The 23,722-nt window shown below is 32.6% G+C and carries 24 protein-coding genes; 10 read left to right on the top strand and 14 right to left on the bottom strand.

Annotated features, from left to right (window positions below; translation table 11 throughout):
• The first annotated feature begins 290 nt into the window (after positions 1-290).
• Complete coding sequence (locus QZZ53_RS11445) at positions 291-1,643, top strand: Mur ligase family protein (protein ID WP_296384736.1); 1,353 nt, start codon at positions 291-293, stop codon at positions 1,641-1,643.
• Between the two features lie 110 nt (positions 1,644-1,753).
• Here QZZ53_RS11445 and QZZ53_RS11440 read toward each other — a convergent pair whose 3' ends face one another.
• The 8 genes from QZZ53_RS11440 to QZZ53_RS11405 all read right to left on the bottom strand — a co-directional run bounded on the left by QZZ53_RS11440 (position 1,754) and on the right by QZZ53_RS11405 (position 9,043).
• Positions 1,754-3,091, bottom strand: a complete 1,338-nt coding sequence (locus QZZ53_RS11440; RefSeq protein ID WP_296384734.1) for a S41 family peptidase — start codon at positions 3,089-3,091, stop codon at positions 1,754-1,756.
• A 4-nt stretch (positions 3,092-3,095) separates the two neighbouring features.
• A complete protein-coding gene (locus QZZ53_RS11435; RefSeq protein WP_296384732.1) occupies positions 3,096-3,536 on the bottom strand; it encodes a MarR family transcriptional regulator in 441 nt (146 codons plus the stop codon).
• A 343-nt stretch (positions 3,537-3,879) separates the two neighbouring features.
• Positions 3,880-4,818 carry a hypothetical protein gene (locus QZZ53_RS11430; RefSeq protein ID WP_296384730.1) on the bottom strand — a complete coding sequence of 313 codons (939 nt, stop codon included), beginning with the start codon at positions 4,816-4,818 and terminating at the stop codon, positions 3,880-3,882.
• 294 nt (positions 4,819-5,112) lie between these two features.
• Positions 5,113-5,691: a YceI family protein gene (locus tag QZZ53_RS11425; RefSeq protein WP_296384728.1), complete on the bottom strand. Its 579-nt coding sequence runs from the start codon at positions 5,689-5,691 to the stop codon at positions 5,113-5,115.
• Positions 5,692-5,723: 32 nt separating this feature from the next.
• Complete coding sequence (locus tag QZZ53_RS11420) at positions 5,724-6,077, bottom strand: nuclear transport factor 2 family protein (RefSeq protein WP_296384726.1); 354 nt, start codon at positions 6,075-6,077, stop codon at positions 5,724-5,726.
• Between the two features lie 95 nt (positions 6,078-6,172).
• The gene (locus QZZ53_RS11415; protein WP_296384724.1) at positions 6,173-6,757 is read right to left on the bottom strand and encodes a Crp/Fnr family transcriptional regulator; all 585 of its coding nucleotides are present in this window, start codon (positions 6,755-6,757) and stop codon (positions 6,173-6,175) included.
• Between the two features lie 92 nt (positions 6,758-6,849).
• Positions 6,850-7,155: an immunity 53 family protein gene (locus tag QZZ53_RS11410; protein ID WP_296384721.1), complete on the bottom strand. Its 306-nt coding sequence runs from the start codon at positions 7,153-7,155 to the stop codon at positions 6,850-6,852.
• A gap of 43 nt (positions 7,156-7,198) precedes the next feature.
• Positions 7,199-9,043, bottom strand: a complete 1,845-nt coding sequence (locus QZZ53_RS11405; protein WP_296384719.1) for a PLP-dependent transferase — start codon at positions 9,041-9,043, stop codon at positions 7,199-7,201.
• Between the two features lie 180 nt (positions 9,044-9,223).
• On the opposite strand from QZZ53_RS11405, the gene QZZ53_RS11400 reads away from it, so the two are divergent.
• The gene (locus QZZ53_RS11400) at positions 9,224-9,865 is read left to right on the top strand and encodes a hypothetical protein (protein ID WP_296384718.1); all 642 of its coding nucleotides are present in this window, start codon (positions 9,224-9,226) and stop codon (positions 9,863-9,865) included.
• A gap of 5 nt (positions 9,866-9,870) precedes the next feature.
• On the opposite strand, the gene QZZ53_RS11395 is transcribed toward QZZ53_RS11400, so the two are convergent.
• Together QZZ53_RS11395 and QZZ53_RS11390 are read right to left on the bottom strand one after the other, a co-directional pair.
• Positions 9,871-10,461: an FMN-binding negative transcriptional regulator gene (locus tag QZZ53_RS11395; protein ID WP_296384715.1), complete on the bottom strand. Its 591-nt coding sequence runs from the start codon at positions 10,459-10,461 to the stop codon at positions 9,871-9,873.
• Positions 10,461-10,904: a DUF1569 domain-containing protein gene (locus QZZ53_RS11390; protein WP_296384713.1), complete on the bottom strand. Its 444-nt coding sequence runs from the start codon at positions 10,902-10,904 to the stop codon at positions 10,461-10,463. Before QZZ53_RS11390 ends, QZZ53_RS11395 begins: the two co-directional genes overlap by 1 nt.
• A 55-nt stretch (positions 10,905-10,959) precedes the next feature.
• On the opposite strand from QZZ53_RS11390, the gene radC reads away from it, so the two are divergent.
• From radC to QZZ53_RS11370, 4 genes are read left to right on the top strand one after another with little or no spacing between them, the layout of a single operon-like run.
• Positions 10,960-11,658 carry a DNA repair protein RadC gene (radC, locus tag QZZ53_RS11385; protein ID WP_296384711.1) on the top strand — a complete coding sequence of 233 codons (699 nt, stop codon included), beginning with the start codon at positions 10,960-10,962 and terminating at the stop codon, positions 11,656-11,658.
• A complete protein-coding gene (locus QZZ53_RS11380) occupies positions 11,658-12,953 on the top strand; it encodes a polysaccharide deacetylase family protein (protein WP_296384709.1) in 1,296 nt (431 codons plus the stop codon). The genes radC and QZZ53_RS11380 overlap by 1 nt, the downstream gene beginning before the upstream one ends.
• On the top strand, positions 12,953-13,636 hold the full coding sequence (locus QZZ53_RS11375; protein WP_296384707.1) for a YjjG family noncanonical pyrimidine nucleotidase: 684 nt from the start codon (positions 12,953-12,955) through the stop codon (positions 13,634-13,636). The genes QZZ53_RS11380 and QZZ53_RS11375 overlap by 1 nt, the downstream gene beginning before the upstream one ends.
• Positions 13,637-13,646: 10 nt before the next feature.
• Positions 13,647-14,447, top strand: coding sequence for a hypothetical protein (locus QZZ53_RS11370; RefSeq protein WP_296384705.1), 801 nt, complete (start codon positions 13,647-13,649; stop codon positions 14,445-14,447).
• Between the two features lie 55 nt (positions 14,448-14,502).
• Here the strand turns inward: QZZ53_RS11370 and QZZ53_RS11365 are convergent, their stop codons facing one another.
• Both QZZ53_RS11365 and QZZ53_RS11360 read right to left on the bottom strand, forming a co-directional pair.
• Positions 14,503-15,732 (bottom strand): cyanophycinase, encoded by a 1,230-nt coding sequence (locus QZZ53_RS11365; RefSeq protein WP_296384704.1) that lies wholly within the window; start codon positions 15,730-15,732, stop codon positions 14,503-14,505.
• 38 nt (positions 15,733-15,770) lie between these two features.
• Positions 15,771-17,048: a replication-associated recombination protein A gene (locus QZZ53_RS11360; protein ID WP_296384701.1), complete on the bottom strand. Its 1,278-nt coding sequence runs from the start codon at positions 17,046-17,048 to the stop codon at positions 15,771-15,773.
• A gap of 153 nt (positions 17,049-17,201) precedes the next feature.
• Here QZZ53_RS11360 and QZZ53_RS11355 point away from each other — a divergent pair, with 153 nt between their 5' ends.
• Positions 17,202-17,942, top strand: a complete 741-nt coding sequence (locus QZZ53_RS11355) for a rhomboid family intramembrane serine protease (RefSeq protein ID WP_296384700.1) — start codon at positions 17,202-17,204, stop codon at positions 17,940-17,942.
• Here the strand turns inward: QZZ53_RS11355 and rlmB are convergent.
• Together rlmB and QZZ53_RS11345 are read right to left on the bottom strand one after the other, a co-directional pair.
• The gene (rlmB, locus tag QZZ53_RS11350; RefSeq protein WP_296384698.1) at positions 17,939-18,673 is read right to left on the bottom strand and encodes a 23S rRNA (guanosine(2251)-2'-O)-methyltransferase RlmB; all 735 of its coding nucleotides are present in this window, start codon (positions 18,671-18,673) and stop codon (positions 17,939-17,941) included. The genes QZZ53_RS11355 and rlmB overlap by 4 nt on opposite strands.
• A 115-nt stretch (positions 18,674-18,788) precedes the next feature.
• A complete protein-coding gene (locus QZZ53_RS11345) occupies positions 18,789-20,429 on the bottom strand; it encodes a POTRA domain-containing protein (protein ID WP_296384695.1) in 1,641 nt (546 codons plus the stop codon).
• Between the two features lie 256 nt (positions 20,430-20,685).
• Between QZZ53_RS11345 and rpsL the strand changes: the two genes are divergently transcribed.
• Genes rpsL through fusA form a run of 3 tightly spaced genes read left to right on the top strand, consistent with a single transcriptional unit; the run spans position 20,686 to position 23,692 of the window.
• Entirely contained in the window at positions 20,686-21,060 is a 375-nt protein-coding gene (gene rpsL, locus QZZ53_RS11340) for a 30S ribosomal protein S12 (RefSeq protein WP_019386263.1), read from the top strand.
• Positions 21,061-21,082: 22 nt separating this feature from the next.
• A complete protein-coding gene (rpsG, locus tag QZZ53_RS11335) occupies positions 21,083-21,559 on the top strand; it encodes a 30S ribosomal protein S7 (RefSeq protein WP_296384693.1) in 477 nt (158 codons plus the stop codon).
• A gap of 6 nt (positions 21,560-21,565) precedes the next feature.
• A complete protein-coding gene (gene fusA, locus QZZ53_RS11330) occupies positions 21,566-23,692 on the top strand; it encodes an elongation factor G (protein ID WP_296384690.1) in 2,127 nt (708 codons plus the stop codon).
• Positions 23,693-23,722: the final 30 nt, after the last annotated feature.

Here is a 23,722-nt window from a genome sequence, read left to right as displayed (position 1 = left end):
TCGTTAGCCATGTTTACATTTTAAAAAGTTAATATAATTTAAAAATAGAATAAATTTATTTATCTCACTATTGAAATTATGCTTCAATTACTATGTCTAACGTCAGTTCGAGTGGTTTTTTTAAAAAAAATCGTATCGAGAACCTAGTGAAAATATAAACCTCTATTCTAGATACTAATTCTATTCATTTCAATTATAGAATTCACTCGAATTGACGTTGAGGTATACTTTTTAGTTCTTCTCATTTCAAAAAACTTATAGTATTTTTACAACACTCATTTAAGGACACTATGAACGTACATTTTATTGCTATTGGTGGTGCAGCAATGCACAATTTGGCTATAGCACTTCACAATAAAGGTTATAAAGTTACAGGAAGCGACGACACTATTTTTGACCCTTCAAAATCGCGATTAGAAGCTAAAGGTTTACTGCCCGAAGCCTTTGGTTGGTATCCAGAAAAAATCACTTCAGATTTAGATGCTATCGTTTTAGGAATGCATGCTAAAGCTGATAATCCTGAATTGTTAAAAGCCCAAGAACTCGATTTAAGAATATACAGTTATCCAGAATTTCTATACGAACAAGCCAAAAACAAAACACGTGTAGTTATTGGAGGAAGTCATGGAAAAACTACAATTACTTCTATGATTTTACATGTGATGCATTATCACGATAGAGATGTAGATTATATGGTTGGTGCACAACTCGAAGGTTTTGATGTGATGGTTAAGCTTACAGAAGACAATGATTTTATGGTCTTAGAAGGTGATGAGTATTTGAGTTCTCCAATAGACATGCGACCAAAATTTCATTTGTACAAACCTAATATAGCATTGTTGAGTGGTATTGCTTGGGATCATATTAATGTGTTTCCAACGTACGAAAACTATGTAGAACAGTTCAGCATTTTTGTAGATTCTATAGTAACAGGTGGAAGTATTAATTATAATGAAGAAGATGCTGAGGTAAAGCGAGTCGTGGAAGCCTCTGAAAACCAGATTCGGAAAATAGCTTACCAAACTCCAGAATATACAGTTGAAAACGGAGAAACACTTTTAGAAACTCCAGAAGGACCAATGCCAATCGAAGTGTTTGGTGCTCATAATTTAAATAATTTAGCTGGTGCCAAATGGATTTGCCAGCACATGGGAATCGATGAAGATGATTTCTACGAAGCTATTTCTACTTTTAAAGGAGCAAGTAAACGTTTAGAGAAAATTGCTGAATCTAAAACAAGTATCGCTTATAAAGATTTCGCCCACTCACCAAGTAAGGTAGAAGCAACCACAAAAGCTTTAAAAGAACAATTTAATGACAGAACTTTAGTGGCTTGTTTAGAATTACACACCTATAGTAGTCTTAATGCTGAATTTTTAAAAGAATACAAAGGAGCTTTAGATGCTGCAGATGTCGCAGTAGTTTTTTATTCACCTCACGCTGTAGAAATTAAGAAACTAGAAGAAGTCACGGAAACGCAAATTGCAAATGCTTTTGAGCGAGATGACTTAATTATTTATACCAACCCAGAAGATTTTAAGAATTTCTTATTCTCTCAGAATTTTGATAATAAGTCTCTACTATTAATGAGTTCTGGTAATTATGGTGGTTTGGATTTTGATGAGGTAAAAGCACTTTTTTAAAGGCTTAGCTCTCGTTGTATTATATAAAAAAGCGCAAGCTATATGACTTACACTTCTTAAGTTATTTTTTTTACGTTGTAGTTCTTACTAACAAATTAGACCAAGAGAATCTACTCTTTATCTCTTGCGTTTTTATCAGTACGACCATTGTCATACAATCCTTGTAGAGCTGTTATTATATTTCCTTCGGATAAAAAACGGATTCTAAAACTATCAAGACCCAATAGTATAAACTCATTATTACTATATGGAGCTAATTCATATTTTGTTCCACTACCACGTTGATAGAATAATTTACCATTCTCGAAGCTTACCATACGTGGACCATAATTTCCTGCGTAAGATTTTAAAGTTTTAGCATCTAAAGTCACCGGATTAGTTTTAATACTTAGTTCAGCAATTGGCCATTCGTAGAATGCTTTTAAGCTTTCGTCTTTATTAGTTTTCATAAGTGATTCTAGAGCTTTTATATAAGCCACATCTAGTGCTTCGGCAGCAGGAACTTCAATATGCGGACTAACACCAGTGCCTTCCCAATTTGTATTGGTGATTGGGTTGATGGCTCTACCTGTGGGAACCCAAACCATGAATCGATCCGTGGCAACAACGGAGCCGCCAGGATGTGCTCCACCACCTGTTGTTGCACCAACCAAAGTCGCACGTTCTAAATGTTTTAAATTATAACTAAACTCTTCAGCTGCCGAAAACGTCCCACCACTGGTTAGTACATAAACGGGAGTATCAGGACTTCGAGTACCACTCACATGTGGTAAGGTCCAGGTTTGAGAGTTTTGATCAGATGGACGCCAATAAAAGTTGTTCAAATGAACTGGGTTACTTCCAAATAGGTAACTGGTTATGAGTTGAATCATAGCCGGACTTCCACCTCCATTATTTCGAAGATCAATAATAATTGCATCGGTATTACTCAAAAAATTCATTGCAGATACAGCCGTTTCGCCAGCGTACTCTACATTAGAAAAACTTCGAAGATCCAGATAACCAATATTGCCAGCCATAATTTTAACCTCTTTAAAGCCAAAATTATTTCGCTTTAAGCTATTGATATAGCGATTTAAATAAGTGGCACTATCTGCAGCAGTAACCGTCCGTTGTTGATCTGCAATTTGGCCAGGATCAAAATTGACTCTTATATGTTTATCCTTACTGATTGCCCGAAGATCTGCCGTCAGTCTTGTAGCAAATTCTTGAGGATCAATTATAGATTTATAATCTCCATTCCTAAGTTTCGATTCTATACTTGAGGTCATTTTCGCCGCAATGTCTGGGAAAACGTAGTTTGCGTTTAGTTTACTACCTATAGAATCAACAACAGTTTGCTGTTCTTTAGGTGTTAATAGTTTTACTTGTTGCTGAGCGTTCAGTTGAGTAGTGAACAGCATTAAAAATGTGACTGTGACTAAAATAAATTTGCTTATAACTTTCATAATATCATGATTTTGTACAATTGGTTCTGATTTTACCCAAAATGATTTCCAATTGATTGAGTTCGTTTTTTGTGATTCCTTTTAATGATGAATTTCTATTCTTATGAATGATTGGAGGAAGTGTTTTTAATACATCCTTTCCTTTGTCTGTGATTTCAATTTTGTAACGCCTTCTGTCTTTAGGATTCATTGAGCGTTTCAGATGTTTTTTCTGAACCATAATATTGATCATTCGTGTCATTGATGCGTTGTCTTTAAACACTAATTCAGCAATTTCTTTCTGACTTAAATCTGGATGCTCATTTAGAAAGAGAAGTACTAGACCTTGGTCGATCGTAATGTCTTGTATTTGTTCTGAAATGTTTTTCTGAGCAAATTTCCGATAGTCCTTAATGGTACTTTCGATGACGTGAAATATTGTTTCTGACGGAAGAGACAGGTTCATATATAATTTATTTGATGTAAATATAATTGATATATCAAATACTTGAGTGTTATTTAACTTTTTTAATTTTTAACCAATTTAATCTTTTAACTCGTATTTCTTTTTGTAGATGTATTGTTAGCGGATTGTAATTAAGGTATCTACAATTTATAATAAAAAGTCCATATTATTAATGAGTTCTGGTAATTAAGGTGGTTTGGATTTTGATGAGGTTGGATGGCTTTTTTAGAAAGTCAAGTTTGAGACGTATTTTTCTCTGTAAGAGAGCAAGTTATAATAGACTTTGGTTTGTGCTTAGTTGAGTAGTTGCGTAACTAACTTCGTAGATTGTTTTAACCAGTTTTTATTCCTTATTGGTTATTTGTTTTCCAATTTGGATGTAGTTTTCTTTAATAGTTTGAGGCATATTTCTTGCTCCAATTGATTCAGGTAAATCAAAACCACTTGGCCAAAAATAACCTAGGATAGCAATTGTTTTAGGTTCTGACTTTGCCAATTCATAATAGTTATTAATAACCTCATCCATTTCGTTTAATGCTATTCCGCCAATATCTTCATGAAAAGAGCTCATAAAATGAGTATCCATTACTATTACTAGTTTCTGGTTGTCATTTGAAAACTTTGACTTTAAGGTGTTTAACTCATTTAAATAAATGGTATTTGTTTTCGGGTCTTTAATAAAATAATGGTCAAAACCTATCCAATCCACAGAATTTGGAATTTGAAGTTCATCAACAGCAGGATAAGCTTCGATTATCATTATTGGAATATTTGGTAAAGCCTGTTTAATATAGTCAGTTGCAGACTTTAGTTCGGAAAACGTTATTCCATTCCAAGTAGGTTCTTCTCCAAGGTAGAAAGTCTGTATTAAATTTTGGTTGATATGTAAACTATTGATACTCATAAATTCGTTCCATCTTGTTTGATAATCAGCTCGCAAGTCATATTCTAATCCGGAAGCACTTGAGTTACCTACTAATTCAAAAAATATTTCCGAAATGTGTAATACACTTTTTACTTGTAAATTATTCATTTCGGTCATTCTCGATATAATATCATCAGAGGGATTTACAACTAGAATATCGGCGATATTTGAGAATTCATATACTTCATCAATATAATTTGTTTTAGTTTGGTTATCAGTTGGATCATCCCAATAAGTATCAATTAATGTAAATCCAAAGTATTTTATATGGGTAGAATTAATAGTTTGTTCTGATTGATTTTCCTTATCACAGGAAATCAATAATAGAATTGAAAATATTAAGGTTAATTTATTCATCTGCGTTTTTCTCAAGTTGGTTAAATCTTTAGTAATAGAAATCCGTTTTTATATCAGACATTAACGAAGTTCGTTGAATTTTTTTAGAAAATCAAGTTGTATGAAGTGTTTTTCTCTTTATGAGATTAGGTTTTGAGATGTCGTTAACCTCTATAAGATTTAACCCTAACTACTGAACGCTTTAAATAACTTCTGTTAAAAACTAAATTGTTTGTGTTTTATATAAAAAAGCGCAAGCTATATAGCTTGCGCTTCGAGATTTAATTTTTATTTGGGTATTAACTTTGTATTTTACTAAAACTCTAAATCTACTACTAAGTCAAACTCATTATAAATTGCTTTGTCTTTTAAGCCATCAAAGAAACTTGTAGAACCATATCTTACATCAAATTTTGTTCTATCAATTTTTAGCGATGCATTTGCTTTATTTCCATAAACTGAAAGATCAAACGAAATAGTTTCTGTTTTTCCTTTTATTGTAATATCACCAGTTACATTATATGAATTCGTTCCAGTAGATTTTACTTTTGTAAAATCTAAGGAAGCTGTTGGAAATTTCTCAACGCCAAAGAAATCATCAGATTTTAAATGACCTTCAAATTTTCCTTTGTACTCACCTTCTAAATCGGTAACAGTAATAGTAGACATATCTATTTCAAAACTTCCTCCAGTTAATAGGTTTTTGTCAAAATTTAAGTGACCAGATGTAATTGAGATGATGCCTTCGTGTGAGCCAGTTACTTTATATCCTTTCCATACAACTTTACTGTTTTCTAATTTAATTTCTTTTTTATCTCCTTCAACCGTTGTAAAAGAGAATGTCATAAATGCTACGATTACTAGTGTAGTTATATTTTTAATTGAATTTTTCATTTTTATTGTTTTTAAATCGTTAATAGTTTAAATTATTCTCCGTAGTAAAATTTCTCTTTTATTATTTTTCCGTCTTTCCAGTCTTGCACAGCAACTTGCGTGTAATTTTTAATTCCCCAATCTTTATGCGTATAATCAAAATGCCACTCTACCATAGTTGTATTTTCTCCAACAGTTACTTTTAAAGGTTGAGCGCCTCTAAATTCTGTAATAGCTCCAAAGAAATCTTCTTCGCGTTGTCTATTTGCTACTTTTCCTTCAACAATAGGATTGTCATTTTCTTGCATTACAACATCATCATGATAAAATTGATCAAAAGCTTCTAAAGCTTTTCCTTCAAGTATCATATCGTTAATTGTGCTAATTTTTTCTAATAATGTATTCATTTTTTTTGTTTTAAATATTATGGTACAAATGTCTAAAACAATGAAAGGGTAGAAAATGATGTAGATTATGAAATGATGTTAATCTAGATTAATATCTATTGATTTTGTATGATTTGGCTTTTAATTTTACTTAAAAACTCTTTGGTAACACCTAAATATGAGGCAATCATATATTGAGGGACACGTTGATCAATTTGTGGATTTGATTTTTTAAAAATTTGGTAACGCTCTTTAGCACTAAGGCTAAAATTTCTAATAATGCGTTTTTGGGAAGCCGCAAAAGCACGTTCTACAATCTTTCTAAAAAGACGCTCGAGTTTTGGTATTTCTTTATATAAGGTTTCAAGATTATCGTAGGTAAATTGAATAAGCTTTGTGTTCTCTATACATTGCACATTAAAGTCGGCAGAAGTTTGTGTTATAAAGCTCCCTAAATCAGAAGTCCACCAATCTTCAATTGAGAACATCACAATGTGTTCTTGGCCTTCTAGATCCATGTAAAATGTTTTTGTACATCCAGAAATAATGAAATTTACAGTTCTGCAAATATCACCTTGTTGTACTATGTATTGATCTTTTAAATAATTTCTATGAACTATTTTAGAAAGTAAAATGGTTTCCTCTTCAACAGTTAAGTCGATATATTTTTTTATATAATCTAGAAGAGGTTTATAGTCCATTTATGTTTTAGCTTTTGCTTTTTAATATTGGTGTATACTCATTTTAATAAAAAATTAGGAGTAAACGAAGTTCGATGAATTTCTTTAAAATGTCAAACCGTATTCTCAATTTTCTCAATCATTTCTCTAAATAAACCTAATAGGAAAGTCAATTTAGAGGCATCACCTGCAGCTCTAAATCTTTGGTTTTGAATTTTTACACCATACCAATCTTGTTTTCCGTTTTCGTTGAGAACCCATTTGATTTCGAGATTAGCAATGGACGTTTTAGAGATATCAATTTCAACGTCCCAACCTGCTGGACTGTCTATATTGGTAATTTGTATGGCATCACCTTTTTCCCATTCTCCGTCACAATTAGTTTTAAACCAATCTTGTATCCATTCTAAAATTTCCATTTGTGTTGTTTAATATAATTGTGAATCTATATGTGTAACGAGCCTAAATACTTTCGACAAAATCTATAAAGATCTTTTTGTGTAGTTCTAAATCCATATCTGGAGACAATGCAACGCGAGCAATATAATCTTTATCGCCTTCTTTTGTTGTGCCTTGTGTTGAGGTTGCAGGTATCGTCCAATAACAACCTTGTAACTGTCCGTAACTTACACAGTACTTACTTTCGTTTGGAATTTTTGTAATCATCAACTTAATTAGTTTATGATTCAGCGTTCTTTTATAAGCTTCTTTTTCTTCAGCAGTATTGCCTTTAGTAGGAAGGTCTATTGAAAATACAGATGGTGTAAATCCTTGTGTTGCGAGTTCTTCTGACACAAAATTGATTTTCGCTTCTGGTAATGTCTCGTGAATAAAATTCACAAATTCACGTGTATTAGTATAAGCATCACTAATTCTTTGATTCATAGAAGGCATTTGTTTTGCTAATATCTCATATTGAAGTGCTGTGGCTTCATTATCGCAAAGTCCAAGATGCAATTCTATTTTGTCCATTAAAGTTTCTGCTTTGTTGTTGCCAACGCAGTAACCAGCAGTACATTTTCCACCACTTGGGAATTTTGATCCGCTAGTATAAGAAATGGTTCTAACGGTTGAGAGTATTTCTCCTTCACCTAAAAAGTGAATATTAGGACAAAACGTTTGATCTAAAATAAAAACAGGATCAATAGCAGTTTCTCCTAATGCCGTTTTGCGTTCTGCACTTAAAACCGCTTTTAATTGTTCTAAATCCGGAACTTCAACTCTTGGGTTGGTCGGAATTTCAGCAATGATATATGGAATTGCATCGTCGTTAGCAATTTTAGCTAAAACGGTCTCTAGACTAGTTACCATATCATTATCGCCATCGACTTCTAAATCTACGACATCTACGTTGTCAAGGCATTCAGCAACACGTCTGGCTTGGTCATTGGTACCACCATAACAGTTTGTTGGTACAATAAATTTAATCGCTTTTCCGCTATGATTTTCTTGCGCATCATCAATAAGTCCCATCATAATCGCATACTGAACAGATAGTCCACTAGAACCAACTTGTGGCTTTGTCGTTGTACCTGTAATATGTTTAATAGATTCTAAAACACTTGCTTTGTTGGCTTCAATATTTGCATTCTGAGTTGCTAATTTAGATTGCTCAGTCAATGATTTTAAAGCCACCAAACAATTTGCAGGAGTCATAGCAATAGTTTCTCTACGACGTACATGCTGAATATCTGAAACGTAATTAGCGTTCTGTTCTCCATTGACTATTAAAACACTTCCAAGTTGCGCGAATAGATTAATATAAAAGTCAATATTTGAGTTGAGGTCGCTACTAGAAATCTCATTTTGTCGTGAAATGAAAATAGTACTTCCTTTAAATTTTGAAACAGCTTCTAAACTCTCAACCTTTTTTAACTGAAAGCTATAACCATACACACGCTTTATGAGTTCAGCATCAAAAGATTCTGGTAATTGATCTGTGTAAATGATTTGTGTCTTTCTATGATCTAATAAATTTTGCCTCAGAATTGCCAAAACAGGAACCGTTTGAGATGAAAAACTAATCACATTTTCTGATTTTAGATCATGCAAGTTTGCAATTCCCCATTCTAGGACACAAGATAAAGGATGACCTAAACGAATATAGTCGTAAGCCGTAGGTAATTCATTGAGCGCAGATAATTCAGAATTATTGCTTTTAAATAAGGTTTCAAACTGGTCTGTAAATTCTGTTTTAGCTAATGTTTCATTGTAAATATCTAGTCTATGTGTTGTTAGATTCAGCCAGTCGCTGGGCATGTTTTCTAATACAGCTTTTATATAGTTGCGCATTTTTGTGTCTTGCATAAATTCCATCTTTAGATAGGATGTAAAGATACATTAGTTCGGTTTTTATTGAAAATCTTACGAGACGAATTGTTAGCGATATACTATTTTAAATTTCGAAACGTTATTAAAAGAACCAACCAATCTTTATAAAGTATAAAATACAGTTACGTTTCAAAGTATTAATCAATCTCAATAATCATGAAACGAATCATTTATGTATGCTTTATTGCAATCGTGTTATCTTCTTGTACAACTTCAGATAATAATCAAGATCCAGAAGATCTAGAATCAAATTTTTACGCACTTACTGTAGGTAACGAATGGGTTTATAAAAACTACAAATACAATCCTAATACTCAAGCTTATGATGACACAGGTGTAATAGATGCTGTGAATATTATTGGAACAGAAGTCATAGATGGTAACACCTATTTTAAGTTTAGACGTTTAACTACTGGTAATGAAGCCGGAATTACCTTTTGCAATCCTAACGGAGAGCATTTTGAGTTGTTAAGAGACTCTTTAGGTTATCTTATATGGGAAAACGGTACAGTTAAATTTGCTAATAATGATTTTACACCTAGAGTGTTAGATGCTGTAGATTGGGGAACAATCTATGAAGAACTCATTGCTATTGATTACGAAATTACAGTAGAGTCAGGTACTTTTATAAGCGCTTATGCTCAACGTTATGCCATTTTATCTAATGATGAACAATCACCAGGTTTAGATCATTTTTATTATGCGGATGGTTATGGATTAATTTATGATACAACTTCTTTTGTTAGTCAAGAGATACCAGCAGTGGTCAGACGTTTGGATTCTTATAATATAGAATGATTTATTTAAAACACCTTATCTAAAAACACCTTAATACTTTCTTGATTAGCACTAACTAACTTCTCGCGAGCCAATTTAGTGTCCTTTGGTTTTTTATCTTGAGAGAGCTTAAATTTACCTTCCCAATTGGTGATGGTAATTTCAAACATTTTAATATAATCTAGATTTCTATCTAAACGTGGATTGTCTGGTTCTAAAACATATTTATGATCTGGTGCTTCTAAGAATTCAGTCATAGTAATTAAAGACTGTTTTAAAGCAGCTTTACTTTCAATAGCTTTTACGCTTCCTTTTAAATGTACTTTTATATAATTCCAAGTTGGTAATTGTGTGGTAGAGTAGACGCTTGGTGAAATATAACATTCTGGTCCTGCAAAAATCAGTGTAACGTCATTATCATTTTTTAATAATTGAGCATGTGGATTGTATATGTCTATGTGACCAATCAGTTTTCCATCTTCGTAAATTAAAGGCAAATGTGTTACTAATGGTTGATTATTTTTTACAGAAATCACAGTTGCTAATGGATAGGTTTTAACGACTTCAATCATGTGATTAATGTCGTCGTCTAAGTGGTATTTTGGTGGGTAATTCATTATACTCCAAACTGTCTAAAATGATGATCTAAATGCTTGTATTGCATTTTCCCCCATTGTTCTTTAGTCATTGCACCAAACGCTGGATGTGGTTGCCAATCGTTACGTTCGCGTTGTGTGTTTAACTCATCAATAAGGTTTGTAATGGCTTGTTTTTCGGTATCAAAATCTTTTTTGTCTTTTATGGCAAAGCCTTTAGCTGTTGGTAAATTCTTCTTCCAAAGTTTATCGCTATACATTGATTTTTTAAATAAGAGGTTTATCAGCCAATTGGGTTTTACATCATAATCTTCTTTTTCTAAGATTATATTTAGTGGCATTTGGCAATGGTTTAGCATTTGACCAACATTCATTTTTCCCCAAGTTGCTGAGGTGTTTTTGTTTAATTGGTTGAGACGAGATGAAATTTCATCATAAACGCCATTTTCAAAAAATGATTTCATTTAAATTAATTGATTTATTTAGACGCTTAAATTTACAATTTTTTATCTTTAGTGCATGTCAGAAAAACCGACTTCATTTTCAATTAAAAATTGGTCACAAGATGATCAGCCTAGAGAAAAACTTCGAGACAAAGGAAAAGCAATTTTAAGTGATGCAGAATTAGTTGCGATTCTCATAGGTTCTGGCAACAGAGAAGAAAGTGCTGTAGATTTATGTAAGCGTATTTTAGCTAGTGTAGATAATAATCTAAATGCTTTAGGAAAGTTATCGATTAAACAATTAATGGAATTTAAAGGAATTGGTGAAGCAAAAGCGATAACGATTACTGCAGCTTTAGAATTAGGACGTCGTCGTCGTTTAGAAGAGGGTTTAGAGCTGAAAAAGATTAGCTCTAGTCGTTCTGTTTACAATATTATGCAACCCATTTTGGGGGAATTGCCACATGAGGAATTCTGGATTTTGTATCTCAATAATTCAAATAAAGTCATTCAAAAGAATCAACTAAGCAAAGGCGGAATTACTGGTACTTTAGTAGATGTGCGTTTGGTACTTAAAAATGCTTTGGAAGTAGGTGCAACCGCTTTAATTCTATGCCATAATCATCCTTCTGGGACTTTAAAGCCAAGTCAAGCAGATAAAGACATTACGCAAAAATTAAAAATAGCAGCACAAAGTTTAGATATTAAAGTTCTAGACCACCTCATTGTAACAGAGAAAGCGTATTTTAGTTTCGCAGACGAAGAAATTATATAATGCTATTAGTTTACACGCACAAAATCACACCACGTTTAAAATATACGTTTAAGCATATTTGCAAGCGTATTCTCGGTTTAGAGGTTAGTTTTACCTCTAAGGTTGAGGATTTTATTGCACATAATAGCCTCAAAATGTCTTATGCAAAACAACCTTTAAGTAACGAGTTGTTTATAAGAAGCCATGAATTACTCTTTGAGAAAAGTTTATCTGATTTAGATATTAATGTGCAACCTTGGGAGAATACAAAAGGTTTTTTTGCAACTGGTGAGCGGAGCGATTTACCGTTCGATATTTTTGCAGCTTCATTTTATTTATTGAGTCGTTATGAAGAATATATGCCACATGTAAAAGATGATTATGGCAGGTTTATGGCAAAAGAAAGTTTAGCTTATAATCATCGGTTTTTAAATCAACCTGTAATAGATGTTTGGGCATATAAACTGAGAAAAGTTTTGCAAAAACGGTTTCCTGATTATGTGTTTCCTGAGAGAACATATAAAATACAACCTGTTATAGATGTACCAACGGCCTATTATTTTAAACAAAGAGGTTTGTTACGTACCATTGGTGGAACATTAAATGATTTGAGCCGTTTAAAACTAAGACAACTGTATCAGCGTTATTCTGTTTTAATGGGTTTTATGCGCGATCCTTACGATACATTTAAATGGATTATTACGAAGCAAAAACAAAGCAAATTTAAATTTATGGTACTATTTTTAATTGGAGATTATTCTACCTACGATAAGAACATAAATAGTAATAAAAAACAATTTGTTTCATTGATTAAATCGGTTGCCGATTATTGTAATGTTGGGATAAAAGCATCCTATTTTTCATTAGATGATATTTCCATTCTAAAAAAGGAAAAACTTAAAATGGAGTCTATTATAAATACAGATTTAAAAGCGGTACGTCATTCGTTCTCTAAGTTAAATTTACCAACGTCTTATAGAAATTTGGTTGAGCTCGAAATTAACCAAGATTTTACAATGGGTTATATAGATACTCTTGGTTTTAGAGCTGGGACATGTACACCATTTCAGTTTTATGATTTAGATTATGAAGTGCAAACACCATTACAAATTAACCCATATCAATGTTTAGATTTTGGATTGTTAAAGTATCAATCAGAATTAGATAAAACAGAGCATTTACAAAAACTAATTGATGAAGTAAAAGCAGTTAATGGTACATTTACAGCAATATTCCATAATTATACATTTAGTGATGTAAACCGTTGGAAAGGATACAGGTCGCTATTTAATATTATATTAGAATCTGCAGAATAATGAACAATATAAAGCACGTATTTTTCGATTTAGATCATACCCTTTGGGATTTTGATAAAAACTCAGGATTTACATTCTATAAGATTTTTAAACTGAATAATATCGATACAAGGCTTAAAGATTTCTTAGAAGTGTATGAACCAATAAATTTAAAATATTGGAAAATGTATAGAGAAGAAAGAGTAACTAAATCAGCTTTGCGTTATGGAAGATTAAAGGAGGCTTTTGATGCCATAAATATTGATGTAGAAGATGATATGATTAATCATTTATCTGAAGCTTATATTGAGCATTTGACAACATTCAATCACTTGTTCGATGGTACTTTTGAAATTTTGGATTACCTCCAAGATAAGTATGAATTACATATTATTACTAATGGATTTGAAGAAGCGCAAGAACGAAAAATGACGACTTCAAAAATTAGAAGTTATTTTAAAACTATTACTAATTCTGAAATGGTCGGAGTGAAAAAACCTAATCCAAGAATTTTTAATTTTGCTTTAGATATAGCCAATGCAAATGCAGAGGAAAGTATAATGATAGGAGATAGTTTAGAAGCAGATGTAGAAGGAGCAGACAATATTGGAATGGATACGATTCATTTTGATTATAAAGATGTTCACAATTCACATAACTTCAAAAGAATAACTAACTTGAAAGCGATTGAAAATCACCTTTAAATTAAAAAATATGCTTAAGAAAATAATATTTGCGATTTCATTTATTCTAATTAGTTTATTTGCAACTGCACAGAAAAACATTAATCATTACAAATACATTATTATACCTAGCAGTTTTGATTTTACTAAGGGTAAAGATCAATATCAATTAAATTCTCTAACCAAATTTTTGTTCAACAAGTATGGTTATGAAGCTTATTTTGTGGATGACAATCTTCCTGATGATTTAAAAAATCAAAGATGTTTGGCTTTAACATCTGAAGTTTCAAACGAAAAAAGTGGCATATTTAAAACCAAGCTAGAAATTATACTTAAAGATTGCTATGGTGCTGTGGTTATGACCTCCGAAATTGGAGATTCAAAATTAAAGAAATATGATAGAGCTTTTAATGAAGCATTAAGAGAGGCTTTTGAGACATTTAAAAATTTAGATTATAAATATGTGCCAAGTGAAGAGGTAATTGAGGTTTCTAAACCATCAATAGAAGCAAAGTTGGCAAAAACTCAAGAAATTGAAAAACCAAAAGAGACGATTGAAAAAAATGAGGTTAAAGAAGAGGAAATAAAGGTTGAGCCAATACCTATAGATGAGAGTAATGAGAATCTTTACTATGCGCAAGTTATTAGTAATGGTTTTCAATTAGTGAATTCGGAGCCAAGAATAGTAATGATTTTATTAACTACAGCAGCAGAAAATGTGTTTATTGTAAAAGATAGAAGTGCTATAGTTTTTAAAGAAGATGGCTTTTGGTTTTACTCTGAAAATGACGGAAAGCTTGGTGAAAAAACAATGCTGAATATTAAGTTTTAAATTCCTAATATACACAGAACTAGCAAGTGGTTTATAGACGTTGTTAACATAAGTTTTAGTCCACGATTTTATTAAATCTTTGGTCTAAACTATTTATAAATTTATGAGTTCTTTTTTCAAACCCAGTAATTTGTCCTAAACTATCTCTTGTGAAATGAAACCATAATTCTGCATCTGTGTCAAAAAACAAATCTTTGTCGTATGCGTATAATGGAATAGGGTCTCGGACTATATTCCGTCTTACAATTTGAAATTTCAGAGTACCATTTTCAATCACAATGTTATTCCAAAAGACTTTACTTTTCTCAAAAAGATAATTTCCGACATATTCTTTCTGTTCATGAAGAGTTATGTCTTTTTGTTTTATGAACTTATTCAGTTGAACACGTCTTTCTTTTAGATTGTATTTGTCTCCATTTTTCAAAACATAGAATTTGTTTTTTCCAGTTTCGAGAGTATCAATTTCATTGAAATAGGGTGACCAAAATGTATTGTCATAAATTGCAACATATTTATCGCCTATAACTTCAAATTCATTTCCTTGTATAATAATAGCAGTGTCTTCATCTATACCAATACCTAATAATTCAGGTTTAATTTTTAATAACTCAAACATATCATATTGTCTGTTTCTATAAAGATGATGCTGGTCAAAAGCAGTATTTGTAACAAGCCCAAATCCAACTTCGGGATTGCCAATAATGCTGTAGCTTCCATTTAAGCCTCTTCCTCCTCTTGCCAAATATGAACCTTGAATTGAGGCTCCTGCTGAAGCACCTCCGATTATACCATTACGATTTAAGAGATTAATTAGTTCTTTATGAGTTTTGGTGTTTAAATAAGTGTCAGCAGTTCTCCATTGTCTTCCGCCTGTTAACCAAACTGCGGTTGCAGTTTTTAAAGGTTTTACAAATTCTTCACTATCAGCAATTAAAGTATCTCTTGTGTGCATAAAATAGATCTCATTAAAGCCAAGAGATTTGAATTTTCTTTCTAAAATTTTAAATTCAGGATCGTAGTTTATTGAATTCTCATCAAATGCAGTTGGGATAATAACAAGTTTAGCGGAATTTCCACCTGCTAAATCAAAAAATACTTTCCACATTTCATTGGTCATTCCATCATTCTTTCCACCACCACCAATTAATAACGTTCCGTTTTTTGGTCCGATGGATTGACTTTTGGTTCCGTTCGATTTATTTTCTGACTTTTGGCAAGAATTTAATGAAATCAGTAGTAGAAATATAGATAGATTTTTAAGAATTTTCAATGTCCTAGTGTTCATGAAATGCAGAATGTTTCTTCAAAATGTATGGTGGCTCTTTAATAGCCATACTTTTCTTTCCAAAGGGATTTTAAATAATTACGCTGTGCTAATTCTCTAGCATTATTTCCAGGTTCGTACAGTTTTGTATTTGCGATTTCTTCTGGTAAAAATTCTTGTTCAGCAAAATTGTTTTTATAACTATGTGAATACTTGTATTGATCTCCATAGCCTAGTTCTTTCATTAGCTTTGTTGGAGCATTTCTAATAGAAAGTGGGACGGATAAATCTCCGGTTTCCTTAACAAGTTGTTGTGCTTTATTAATAGCCTCATAAGCCGCATTACTTTTTGGGGAACTCGCTAAATATGTAGCACATTGACTAAGAATAATTCGCGATTCAGGATGACCAATTACAGAAACTGCCTGAAAGGTGTTATTTGCAATAACTAAAGCTGTTGGATTTGCATTACCAATATCTTCGCTAGCTAAAATTAGTAATCGTCTAGCGATAAACTTTACATCTTCTCCACCTTCTACCATACGAGCTAAATAGTAGACTGCCGCATTTGGATCACTGCCACGAATCGATTTTATAAAAGCAGAAATAATATCGTAATGCTGTTCGCCAGTTTTATCATAACGAGCAGCTTTGCTTTGAACTTGTTTTGTTACTAAATCATTAGTAATTACAATAGGTTCTGTTCTAAAAGACGTAACAAGTAACTCAAAAATGTTCAATAGTTTTCTCGCATCACCACCAGAAAATCGGAGTAAAGCTTCTGTTTCCTTTAATTCAATATTTAATTTAGAAATGGTTTCATCTTCTGTTAAAGCACGCTGTAATAAAGCTTCTAAATCAGCTTTGCTAAAGGCATTCAGAGTATAAACTTGACATCTTGACAATAATGCTGAAATAACTTCAAAACTTGGATTCTCGGTTGTAGCACCAATTAAGGTGACCCAACCCTTTTCAACAGCTTCAAGAAGTGAATCTTGTTGCGATTTACTAAAGCGATGAATTTCATCAATAAACAAAATTGGATTTTTTGCCGTAAATAAACCACCGCTTTTTTTTGCTTTATCTATAACTTCCCTAATGTCTTTTACACCAGAATTGATAGCACTGAGTTTAAAAAAAGGACGTTCAGATTCATTAGCGATAATGTTAGCCAATGTCGTTTTTCCAATTCCTGGTGGTCCCCAAAGTATAAGTGACGGAATTACTCCACTTTTAATCTGCTGATACAACATACCATCTTTTCCAACCAAGTGTTGTTGACTTAAGTAGTCGTTAAGTGTCTTTGGACGCAGTCGTTCAGCTAAAGGAATATTCATGGTCTAAAATTACAAAATGCGGTTGAAAACTATGGTGCTTTTTATAAACAGTTATGACAATATTTCATGCTATTGTGTTTTGGTTATAAATTTGAAGTAACGATATACTCAAAGTAATTGGGTTTTTGATTTTTTGAGTATAAAAAAATTAACATGTCTACACAACAATTTAAATATTCTAATAGCGTCATCTTGTATCCTTTGATGAATGTCTTTATTATATGGCTGGTATTTTGGTATCAGGTACGTGTGGATTATGGTATTAAAGCTTTTGGAATTAGGCCGCAAAAGTTGGAAGGTCTTCTAGGTATTTTTACAAGTCCATTTTTACATGGAGATATAGACCATATTTATAATAACTCTATTCCTCTGTTTGTATTGTCTTTAGCGCTCTTTTATTTTTATAAAAAGATAGCGTGGAAGGTCATTTTGTATGGTATTCTTTTATCTGGATTTTTAACATGGTTAATTGGAAGTGGCGGAAATCATATTGGAGCTAGTGGATTGATTTATGTACTGGTTAGTTTCATTTTTTTTAAAGGGATTTTCGCAAAACATTATAGACTTATTGCGTTATCATTAATGGTCATATTTTTATACGGAAGTATGATTTGGTATGTCTTTCCTGTAAAAGAAGGGATGTCTTGGGAAGGGCACTTAGGTGGATTGATCACTGGTCTCGTTTTCGCTTTAATCTTTAGAAAGCAAGTAGCAAAACCTGAAAGATATAAATGGGAACAACCTGGTTATAACGAGGAAGATGATCCGTTTATGCGTCAATTTGATGAGGACGGAAACTTTATTGAATTTGAACCAGAACTAGAAAATGAAGTTGAATCCGAATTAAATGGCCCTCCAAAAATCAGATACATCTTTAGGAAAAAAGAGGATTAACTACGTTGTCTCACAGCTTCGTATAAAAACGCTCCACAAGCGACAGAAACATTTAAAGATTCAATCTCTCCTAAAATAGGAAGCTTGGCTTGGTTATCAACTACTTTTAATACAGAAGGATTAATTCCTCTACCTTCAGACCCCATAATAATGGCACATGGTTCTTTAAAAGAAACTTCATATACAAAGTCTTTAGCTTTTTCTGTTGCAGCAATAACTTTGATGCCTGAGGCTTGCATGTGGAAAACGGCATCCTTAATATGATCCACTTTACAAATTGGCATTTTAAAGATAGCTCCAGCACTCGTTTTAATTGTATCTCCATTTATAGGAGCACCACCTTTTTTCTGAATAATTATACCATTAACTCCTGTACACTCAGCAGTTCTTACAATAGCACCAAAATTTCTAACATCACTTAATTGATCCAATAAGAGAAATAATGGTGTTTTACCAGATTCAATCACTTGCATTACTAAATCATCGATGTTATGAAACTCAATAGGAGAAATTTGAGCAACAGCTCCTTGATGATTACCACGTGTTAATCGGTTGAGCTTTTCAACTGGCACATAAGACGAGTTAATGCCTTCAGATCGCAATAAATGTTCTAGTTCTTTAAATAATTCGCCATAAAGCCCTTTTTGCATAAAAACTTTATCCACAGTCTCACCAGCTTTAATAGCTTCAATAATAGCACGAATCCCAAAAATTGTAGTCGCCTTTTCCATTTATTTAAAATATCGAAAATGATTTATAACCTCTTTAGCAATTGCAGTGTGTATTAATTCTTGCCAGCTAAATGTCCATTATGGACTTTAAAGGCGCAAAGGTATTGAAACAGAATTAAAAAGTAGCGGTTAAACTGACATGAACTTTAGAGTCTGATAATTTAAATTGCCTGTTCTCTGTTTTGCCACTAGAATAGTTTAATCGAAATAATCCAGAATTAGTTAGTAGCCCTAAGCCAAAGCCAAAACCGAAGAGCTTTTCTTTACTATCTGTTAATTGGTTTTCGAAATAAGCAGCATCTATTACTGAATGTACATATATACTGTTGCTTAAGCGATAACGGTATTCCGTATTAATCACTCCGTAGAGGTTAGCAACCAGGCTGTTTTCTTCAAAACCACGAATGGAGTTAATGCCTCCAAAGCGAAATAGTTCATTGTCTAGATAATCATTTGAAGTCAATACAGCACCATTTAATCTTGTGTAAATGCTATTTTTAGGGTTAAGATTGAAAATTTTATAGGTATCTATATTAAAGACACTTTGTTTTTGATTCCCAACATCATTTTTTCTATCTCCAAACCCAGTTGATAAATCGAATTGAAAATTTATAGGAAACAATGGATCGTAAAATTGAGACTTGGTATAATTATAGTTTAAAGTATAATAACTAGAGGTATAATCATTTAAGGTTGCTGTGTCATTTTCAAGAAGATTGGTTGAGTTAGTCGATGTAATACCAGCTCCTATTCTATGTTGTGCATTTATCTGATAATTTACCTTTGCGTATTGATTAGCATTTAAAAACGTTGAATCTTTTCTGAAGATATTGAGACCTATTTGCAATCCGACAGGTGAGCCGAATAGGTAAGGCAAGTCAGCATCAACTTTAAAAGTTTGTTGGTCTATCTCATCGCTCTTATAAAATAGGTTCAGCGTTTCGCCAAAGTTTAGATTATTAATAAGTCTTAAATCTAGATAACCATCAAACTCTATTTTATTGGTATTCTCATTGGTTCCAAAACCTAGGAAACCGTCAAAATTATTGGTTCTAGTTTTTTCAACATATAAATATAGTGTGGTTGAATCTTGTGTAAATAGAACTTCAGGATCTTTAATCTGGCTAGCGAAACGTAAATCTTCTAATAACTGTACCTTTTCTTTAATACTATTTAAGTTGAAAGACTTTCCTGCTCTTAATTTTAGAAATCTCTTAATGTATGATTTGGGGAACTTCTCATACCCTTTTACAATGATTTTATCTATTTGCCTTTTTTGATTGGTTACAATTTTTAGATCTCCAGAAATTAAATCAGAATTTAGTTTAGAAATATTAACAAGTTGTAAAGTTGAAAATGGATCACCTTGTTCTGCGATTTTAGAATTTAATTCATTTAAAGCGTTTTCAAGTTGTGATATATTTAGTTCAAAACAAATTTCGCCTTTAGTATGTTCAATAAAATTTAATAATTCAACATTAAAGTCTGAATCGTAATTAATTCGAATTCGGTTAATTTTCTTACCTAAGAATAGTTCGGCATTAAAAAGGGTATCGTTTTGTTTAGAAATGTTTTCAATCGTTGTGTCAAGATAACCGAGTCTAGTAAGTTTCTTCTTTAAGGAATAGAGTTCTGTTTCTAGAGTAGTGTAATTATTAAAATCTTTCTTATAACCTACTGAATCAATGATTGCGGTTTTACTTTCATTTTCACCTACTACTTTAAGATTTATGGTTTGACCATACAATTGATTCATAAAAATCAATAATAGACATATGAAAATTAAACGAAATGGTTTGAGCATTTTGAGCGTAGTCTTTGTTGTAGATTTTAAAAGTGTGTAGTCTAGATTCCTATATTTGTAACGTAAAAATAGACCATTATATATAGGTATAAAATGAAAGTTTATATTTCTTTTAAAAATTAATTCTCAACTATTTGAATAATTCATATTAATTCCTACCTTTGCAGCCCTCAAAAGTGAGGGTTAATAAAATTTTATATAGAAATATATGCCAACAATTTCACAATTAGTACGAAAAGGAAGAGCCAAAATAACCAAGAAGAGTAAATCGGCTGCTTTAGATTCGTGTCCTCAGAGACGTGGTGTATGTACTCGTGTTTATACAACGACACCTAAGAAACCTAACTCAGCAATGAGAAAGGTAGCAAGGGTTCGTTTAACAAACGGAAACGAGGTCAATGCATACATTGGTGGAGAGGGTCACAATTTACAAGAGCACTCGATAGTATTGGTTAGAGGTGGAAGGGTAAAAGATTTGCCAGGAGTTAGATATCACATCGTTCGTGGTGCTTTAGATACAGCAGGTGTATCTGGAAGAACACAACGTAGATCTAAGTATGGTGCAAAACGCCCTAAGAAGTAATTTAAAACTTTAAGAAGAAGACATGAGAAAAAGAGCAGCAAAAAAGAGACCGCTTTTACCAGATCCAAGATTTAATGATCAGTTAGTAACACGTTTTGTTAACATGATGATGTGGGATGGTAAGAAGTCTGTAGCTTTTAAAGTATTCTATGATGCAATTGACATTGTTGAAGAGAAAAAAAATGATGACGAAAAAACAGCGTTAGAAGTTTGGAAAGAAGCTTTATCTAATGTGATGCCTCACGTAGAAGTACGTAGTCGTCGTGTTGGTGGTGCAACATTCCAAATACCAATGCAAATTCGTCCAGATCGTAAAGTTTCAACTGCGATGAAATGGTTAATTAGCTATTCTCGTAAAAGAAACGAAAAATCTATGGCACAACGTTTAGCGTCAGAAGTTTTAGCTGCGGCTAAAGAAGAAGGTGCAGCTGTTAAGAAAAGAGTTGATACTCACAAAATGGCTGAAGCAAACAAAGCATTCTCTCACTTTAGATTTTAATAAGAAATGGCAAGAGATTTAAAATATACAAGAAATATAGGTATTGCTGCGCATATTGATGCTGGTAAAACTACTACTACAGAGCGTGTTCTTTATTATACGGGTGTTTCTCACAAAATTGGTGAAGTACATGATGGTGCTGCAACAATGGACTGGATGGAGCAAGAGCAAGAAAGAGGTATTACAATTACTTCTGCTGCTACAACTTGTACATGGGATTTTCCAATTGAAAATGGTGAAAAAACTCCAGACACAAAAGGATATCATTTTAATATAATTGACACACCTGGTCACGTTGATTTTACGGTTGAAGTAAACCGTTCATTACGTGTATTAGATGGTTTAGTATTCTTATTTAGTGCAGTTGATGGTGTTGAGCCACAATCTGAAACTAACTGGAGACTTGCTGATAACTATAAAGTACCAAGAATTGGTTTCGTTAATAAAATGGACCGTCAAGGATCTGACTTTTTAGGTGTTTGTCAACAAGTAAAAGACATGTTAAAGTCTAATGCTGTGCCAATCGTTTTAAACATTGGGGATGAAGATGACTTTAAAGGTATTATAGATTTAGTAAAGAACAGAGCTATTGTATGGCACGATGAAACTCAAGGGGCAACTTTTGATATTATCGAAATTCCAGAAGAGCTTAAAGCTGAAGCTAGAAAATACAGAGCTTTATTAATTGAAGAAGTAGCTAGCTACGACGAGAACTTATTAGAGAAGTTCATGGAAGATGAAGATTCTATTACAGAAGACGAAGTGCATGCTGCACTTAGAGCTGCTGTTATGGATATGGCAATCATTCCTATGGTTTGTGGTTCTGCTTTTAAAAATAAAGGTGTACAATTCTTACTAGATGCTGTATGTCGTTACTTACCTTCTCCAACGGATAAGGAAGGTATCGTTGGTGTGAATCCAGATACAGATGAAGAAGAAATTCGTAAGCCAGATGTAAAGGAGCCGTTTGCTGCTTTAGCATTTAAAATTGCTACTGATCCTTTCGTAGGTCGTTTAGCATTCTTTAGAGCGTATTCTGGTCGTTTAGATGCAGGTTCTTACGTATTGAATAACCGTTCAGGTAAAAAAGAACGTATTTCTCGTATCTACCAAATGCATGCTAACAAGCAAAACGCAATTGATTTTATCGAAGCTGGTGATATTGGAGCAGCTGTTGGATTTAAATCTATAAAAACAGGAGATACATTAACATCTGAAAAACACCCTATAGTTTTAGAATCTATGGACTTTCCTGATCCAGTTATTGGTATCGCGGTTGAACCTAAGACGAAAGCAGATGTTGATAAATTAGGAATGGGCTTAGCTAAGTTAGCTGAAGAAGATCCAACATTTACTGTGCGTTCAGATGAAGCTTCAGGTCAGACGATTATTTCTGGTATGGGTGAGCTTCACTTAGATGTAATTGTAGATCGTCTTAAACGTGAATTTAAAGTTGAGGTTAACCAAGGTCAGCCACAAGTTGAATATAAAGAAGCTATTACACAATTAGCTAACCATAGAGAAGTTTATAAAAAACAATCTGGTGGTCGTGGTAAATTTGCTGATATCGTATTTACGATTGAACCAGCAGATGAAGGTGTTGTAGGTCTTCAATTCGAATCTGTAATTAAAGGTGGTAATGTTCCTAAAGAATTTATCCCTTCAATTGAAAAAGGATTTAAAATGGCAATGGTTAATGGACCATTAGCAGGTTTTGAAGTAGACGCGATGAAAGTGACATTGAAAGATGGATCTTATCATGATGTGGATTCGGATCAATTATCATTCGAATTAGCAGCGAAGCTTGGATTCAAAAATTCAGCAAAAGCAGCTAAGGCAGTTATAATGGAACCTATAATGAAGCTTGAGGTGATTACACCTGAAGAAAACATGGGAGATATTGTAGGTGATTTAAATAGAAGAAGAGGTCAAGTAAGTGACATGGGAGATAGAGCTGGTGCAAAAACTGTAAAAGCTACTGTGCCATTATCAGAAATGTTCGGTTATGTAACTACATTAAGAACATTGTCTTCTGGTAGAGCAACATCTACTATGGAATTTTCACATTATGCACAAACTCCTTCTAATGTATCAGAAGAAGTAATTAAAGCAGCTAAAGGAGAACAATCTTAAAAGTTAAGAAAATGAGTCAAAAAATTAGAA

Source organism: Winogradskyella sp. (assembly GCF_016744625.1).
In the GTDB taxonomy this organism is placed as follows: domain Bacteria; phylum Bacteroidota; class Bacteroidia; order Flavobacteriales; family Flavobacteriaceae; genus Winogradskyella.
This window is presented reverse-complemented; position numbering and strand designations above follow the sequence as displayed.

What these genes read in the sequence shown, in the direction of transcription:
- QZZ53_RS11445 (WP_296384736.1), top strand. Translation starts at nt 291, where the DNA reads ATGAACGTACATTTTATTGCTATTGGTGGTGCAGCAATGCACAATTTG.
- QZZ53_RS11440 (WP_296384734.1), bottom strand. Translation starts at nt 3,091, where the DNA reads ATGAAAGTTATAAGCAAATTTATTTTAGTCACAGTCACATTTTTAATG.
- QZZ53_RS11435 (WP_296384732.1), bottom strand. Translation starts at nt 3,536, where the DNA reads ATGAACCTGTCTCTTCCGTCAGAAACAATATTTCACGTCATCGAAAGT.
- QZZ53_RS11430 (WP_296384730.1), bottom strand. Translation starts at nt 4,818, where the DNA reads ATGAATAAATTAACCTTAATATTTTCAATTCTATTATTGATTTCCTGT.
- QZZ53_RS11425 (WP_296384728.1), bottom strand. Translation starts at nt 5,691, where the DNA reads ATGAAAAATTCAATTAAAAATATAACTACACTAGTAATCGTAGCATTT.
- QZZ53_RS11420 (WP_296384726.1), bottom strand. Translation starts at nt 6,077, where the DNA reads ATGAATACATTATTAGAAAAAATTAGCACAATTAACGATATGATACTT.
- QZZ53_RS11415 (WP_296384724.1), bottom strand. Translation starts at nt 6,757, where the DNA reads ATGGACTATAAACCTCTTCTAGATTATATAAAAAAATATATCGACTTA.
- QZZ53_RS11410 (WP_296384721.1), bottom strand. Translation starts at nt 7,155, where the DNA reads ATGGAAATTTTAGAATGGATACAAGATTGGTTTAAAACTAATTGTGAC.
- QZZ53_RS11405 (WP_296384719.1), bottom strand. Translation starts at nt 9,043, where the DNA reads ATGCAAGACACAAAAATGCGCAACTATATAAAAGCTGTATTAGAAAAC.
- QZZ53_RS11400 (WP_296384718.1), top strand. Translation starts at nt 9,224, where the DNA reads ATGAAACGAATCATTTATGTATGCTTTATTGCAATCGTGTTATCTTCT.
- QZZ53_RS11395 (WP_296384715.1), bottom strand. Translation starts at nt 10,461, where the DNA reads ATGAATTACCCACCAAAATACCACTTAGACGACGACATTAATCACATG.
- QZZ53_RS11390 (WP_296384713.1), bottom strand. Translation starts at nt 10,904, where the DNA reads ATGAAATCATTTTTTGAAAATGGCGTTTATGATGAAATTTCATCTCGT.
- radC (WP_296384711.1), top strand. Translation starts at nt 10,960, where the DNA reads ATGTCAGAAAAACCGACTTCATTTTCAATTAAAAATTGGTCACAAGAT.
- QZZ53_RS11380 (WP_296384709.1), top strand. Translation starts at nt 11,658, where the DNA reads ATGCTATTAGTTTACACGCACAAAATCACACCACGTTTAAAATATACG.
- QZZ53_RS11375 (WP_296384707.1), top strand. Translation starts at nt 12,953, where the DNA reads ATGAACAATATAAAGCACGTATTTTTCGATTTAGATCATACCCTTTGG.
- QZZ53_RS11370 (WP_296384705.1), top strand. Translation starts at nt 13,647, where the DNA reads ATGCTTAAGAAAATAATATTTGCGATTTCATTTATTCTAATTAGTTTA.
- QZZ53_RS11365 (WP_296384704.1), bottom strand. Translation starts at nt 15,732, where the DNA reads ATGAACACTAGGACATTGAAAATTCTTAAAAATCTATCTATATTTCTA.
- QZZ53_RS11360 (WP_296384701.1), bottom strand. Translation starts at nt 17,048, where the DNA reads ATGAATATTCCTTTAGCTGAACGACTGCGTCCAAAGACACTTAACGAC.
- QZZ53_RS11355 (WP_296384700.1), top strand. Translation starts at nt 17,202, where the DNA reads ATGTCTACACAACAATTTAAATATTCTAATAGCGTCATCTTGTATCCT.
- rlmB (WP_296384698.1), bottom strand. Translation starts at nt 18,673, where the DNA reads ATGGAAAAGGCGACTACAATTTTTGGGATTCGTGCTATTATTGAAGCT.
- QZZ53_RS11345 (WP_296384695.1), bottom strand. Translation starts at nt 20,429, where the DNA reads ATGAATCAATTGTATGGTCAAACCATAAATCTTAAAGTAGTAGGTGAA.
- rpsL (WP_019386263.1), top strand. Translation starts at nt 20,686, where the DNA reads ATGCCAACAATTTCACAATTAGTACGAAAAGGAAGAGCCAAAATAACC.
- rpsG (WP_296384693.1), top strand. Translation starts at nt 21,083, where the DNA reads ATGAGAAAAAGAGCAGCAAAAAAGAGACCGCTTTTACCAGATCCAAGA.
- fusA (WP_296384690.1), top strand. Translation starts at nt 21,566, where the DNA reads ATGGCAAGAGATTTAAAATATACAAGAAATATAGGTATTGCTGCGCAT.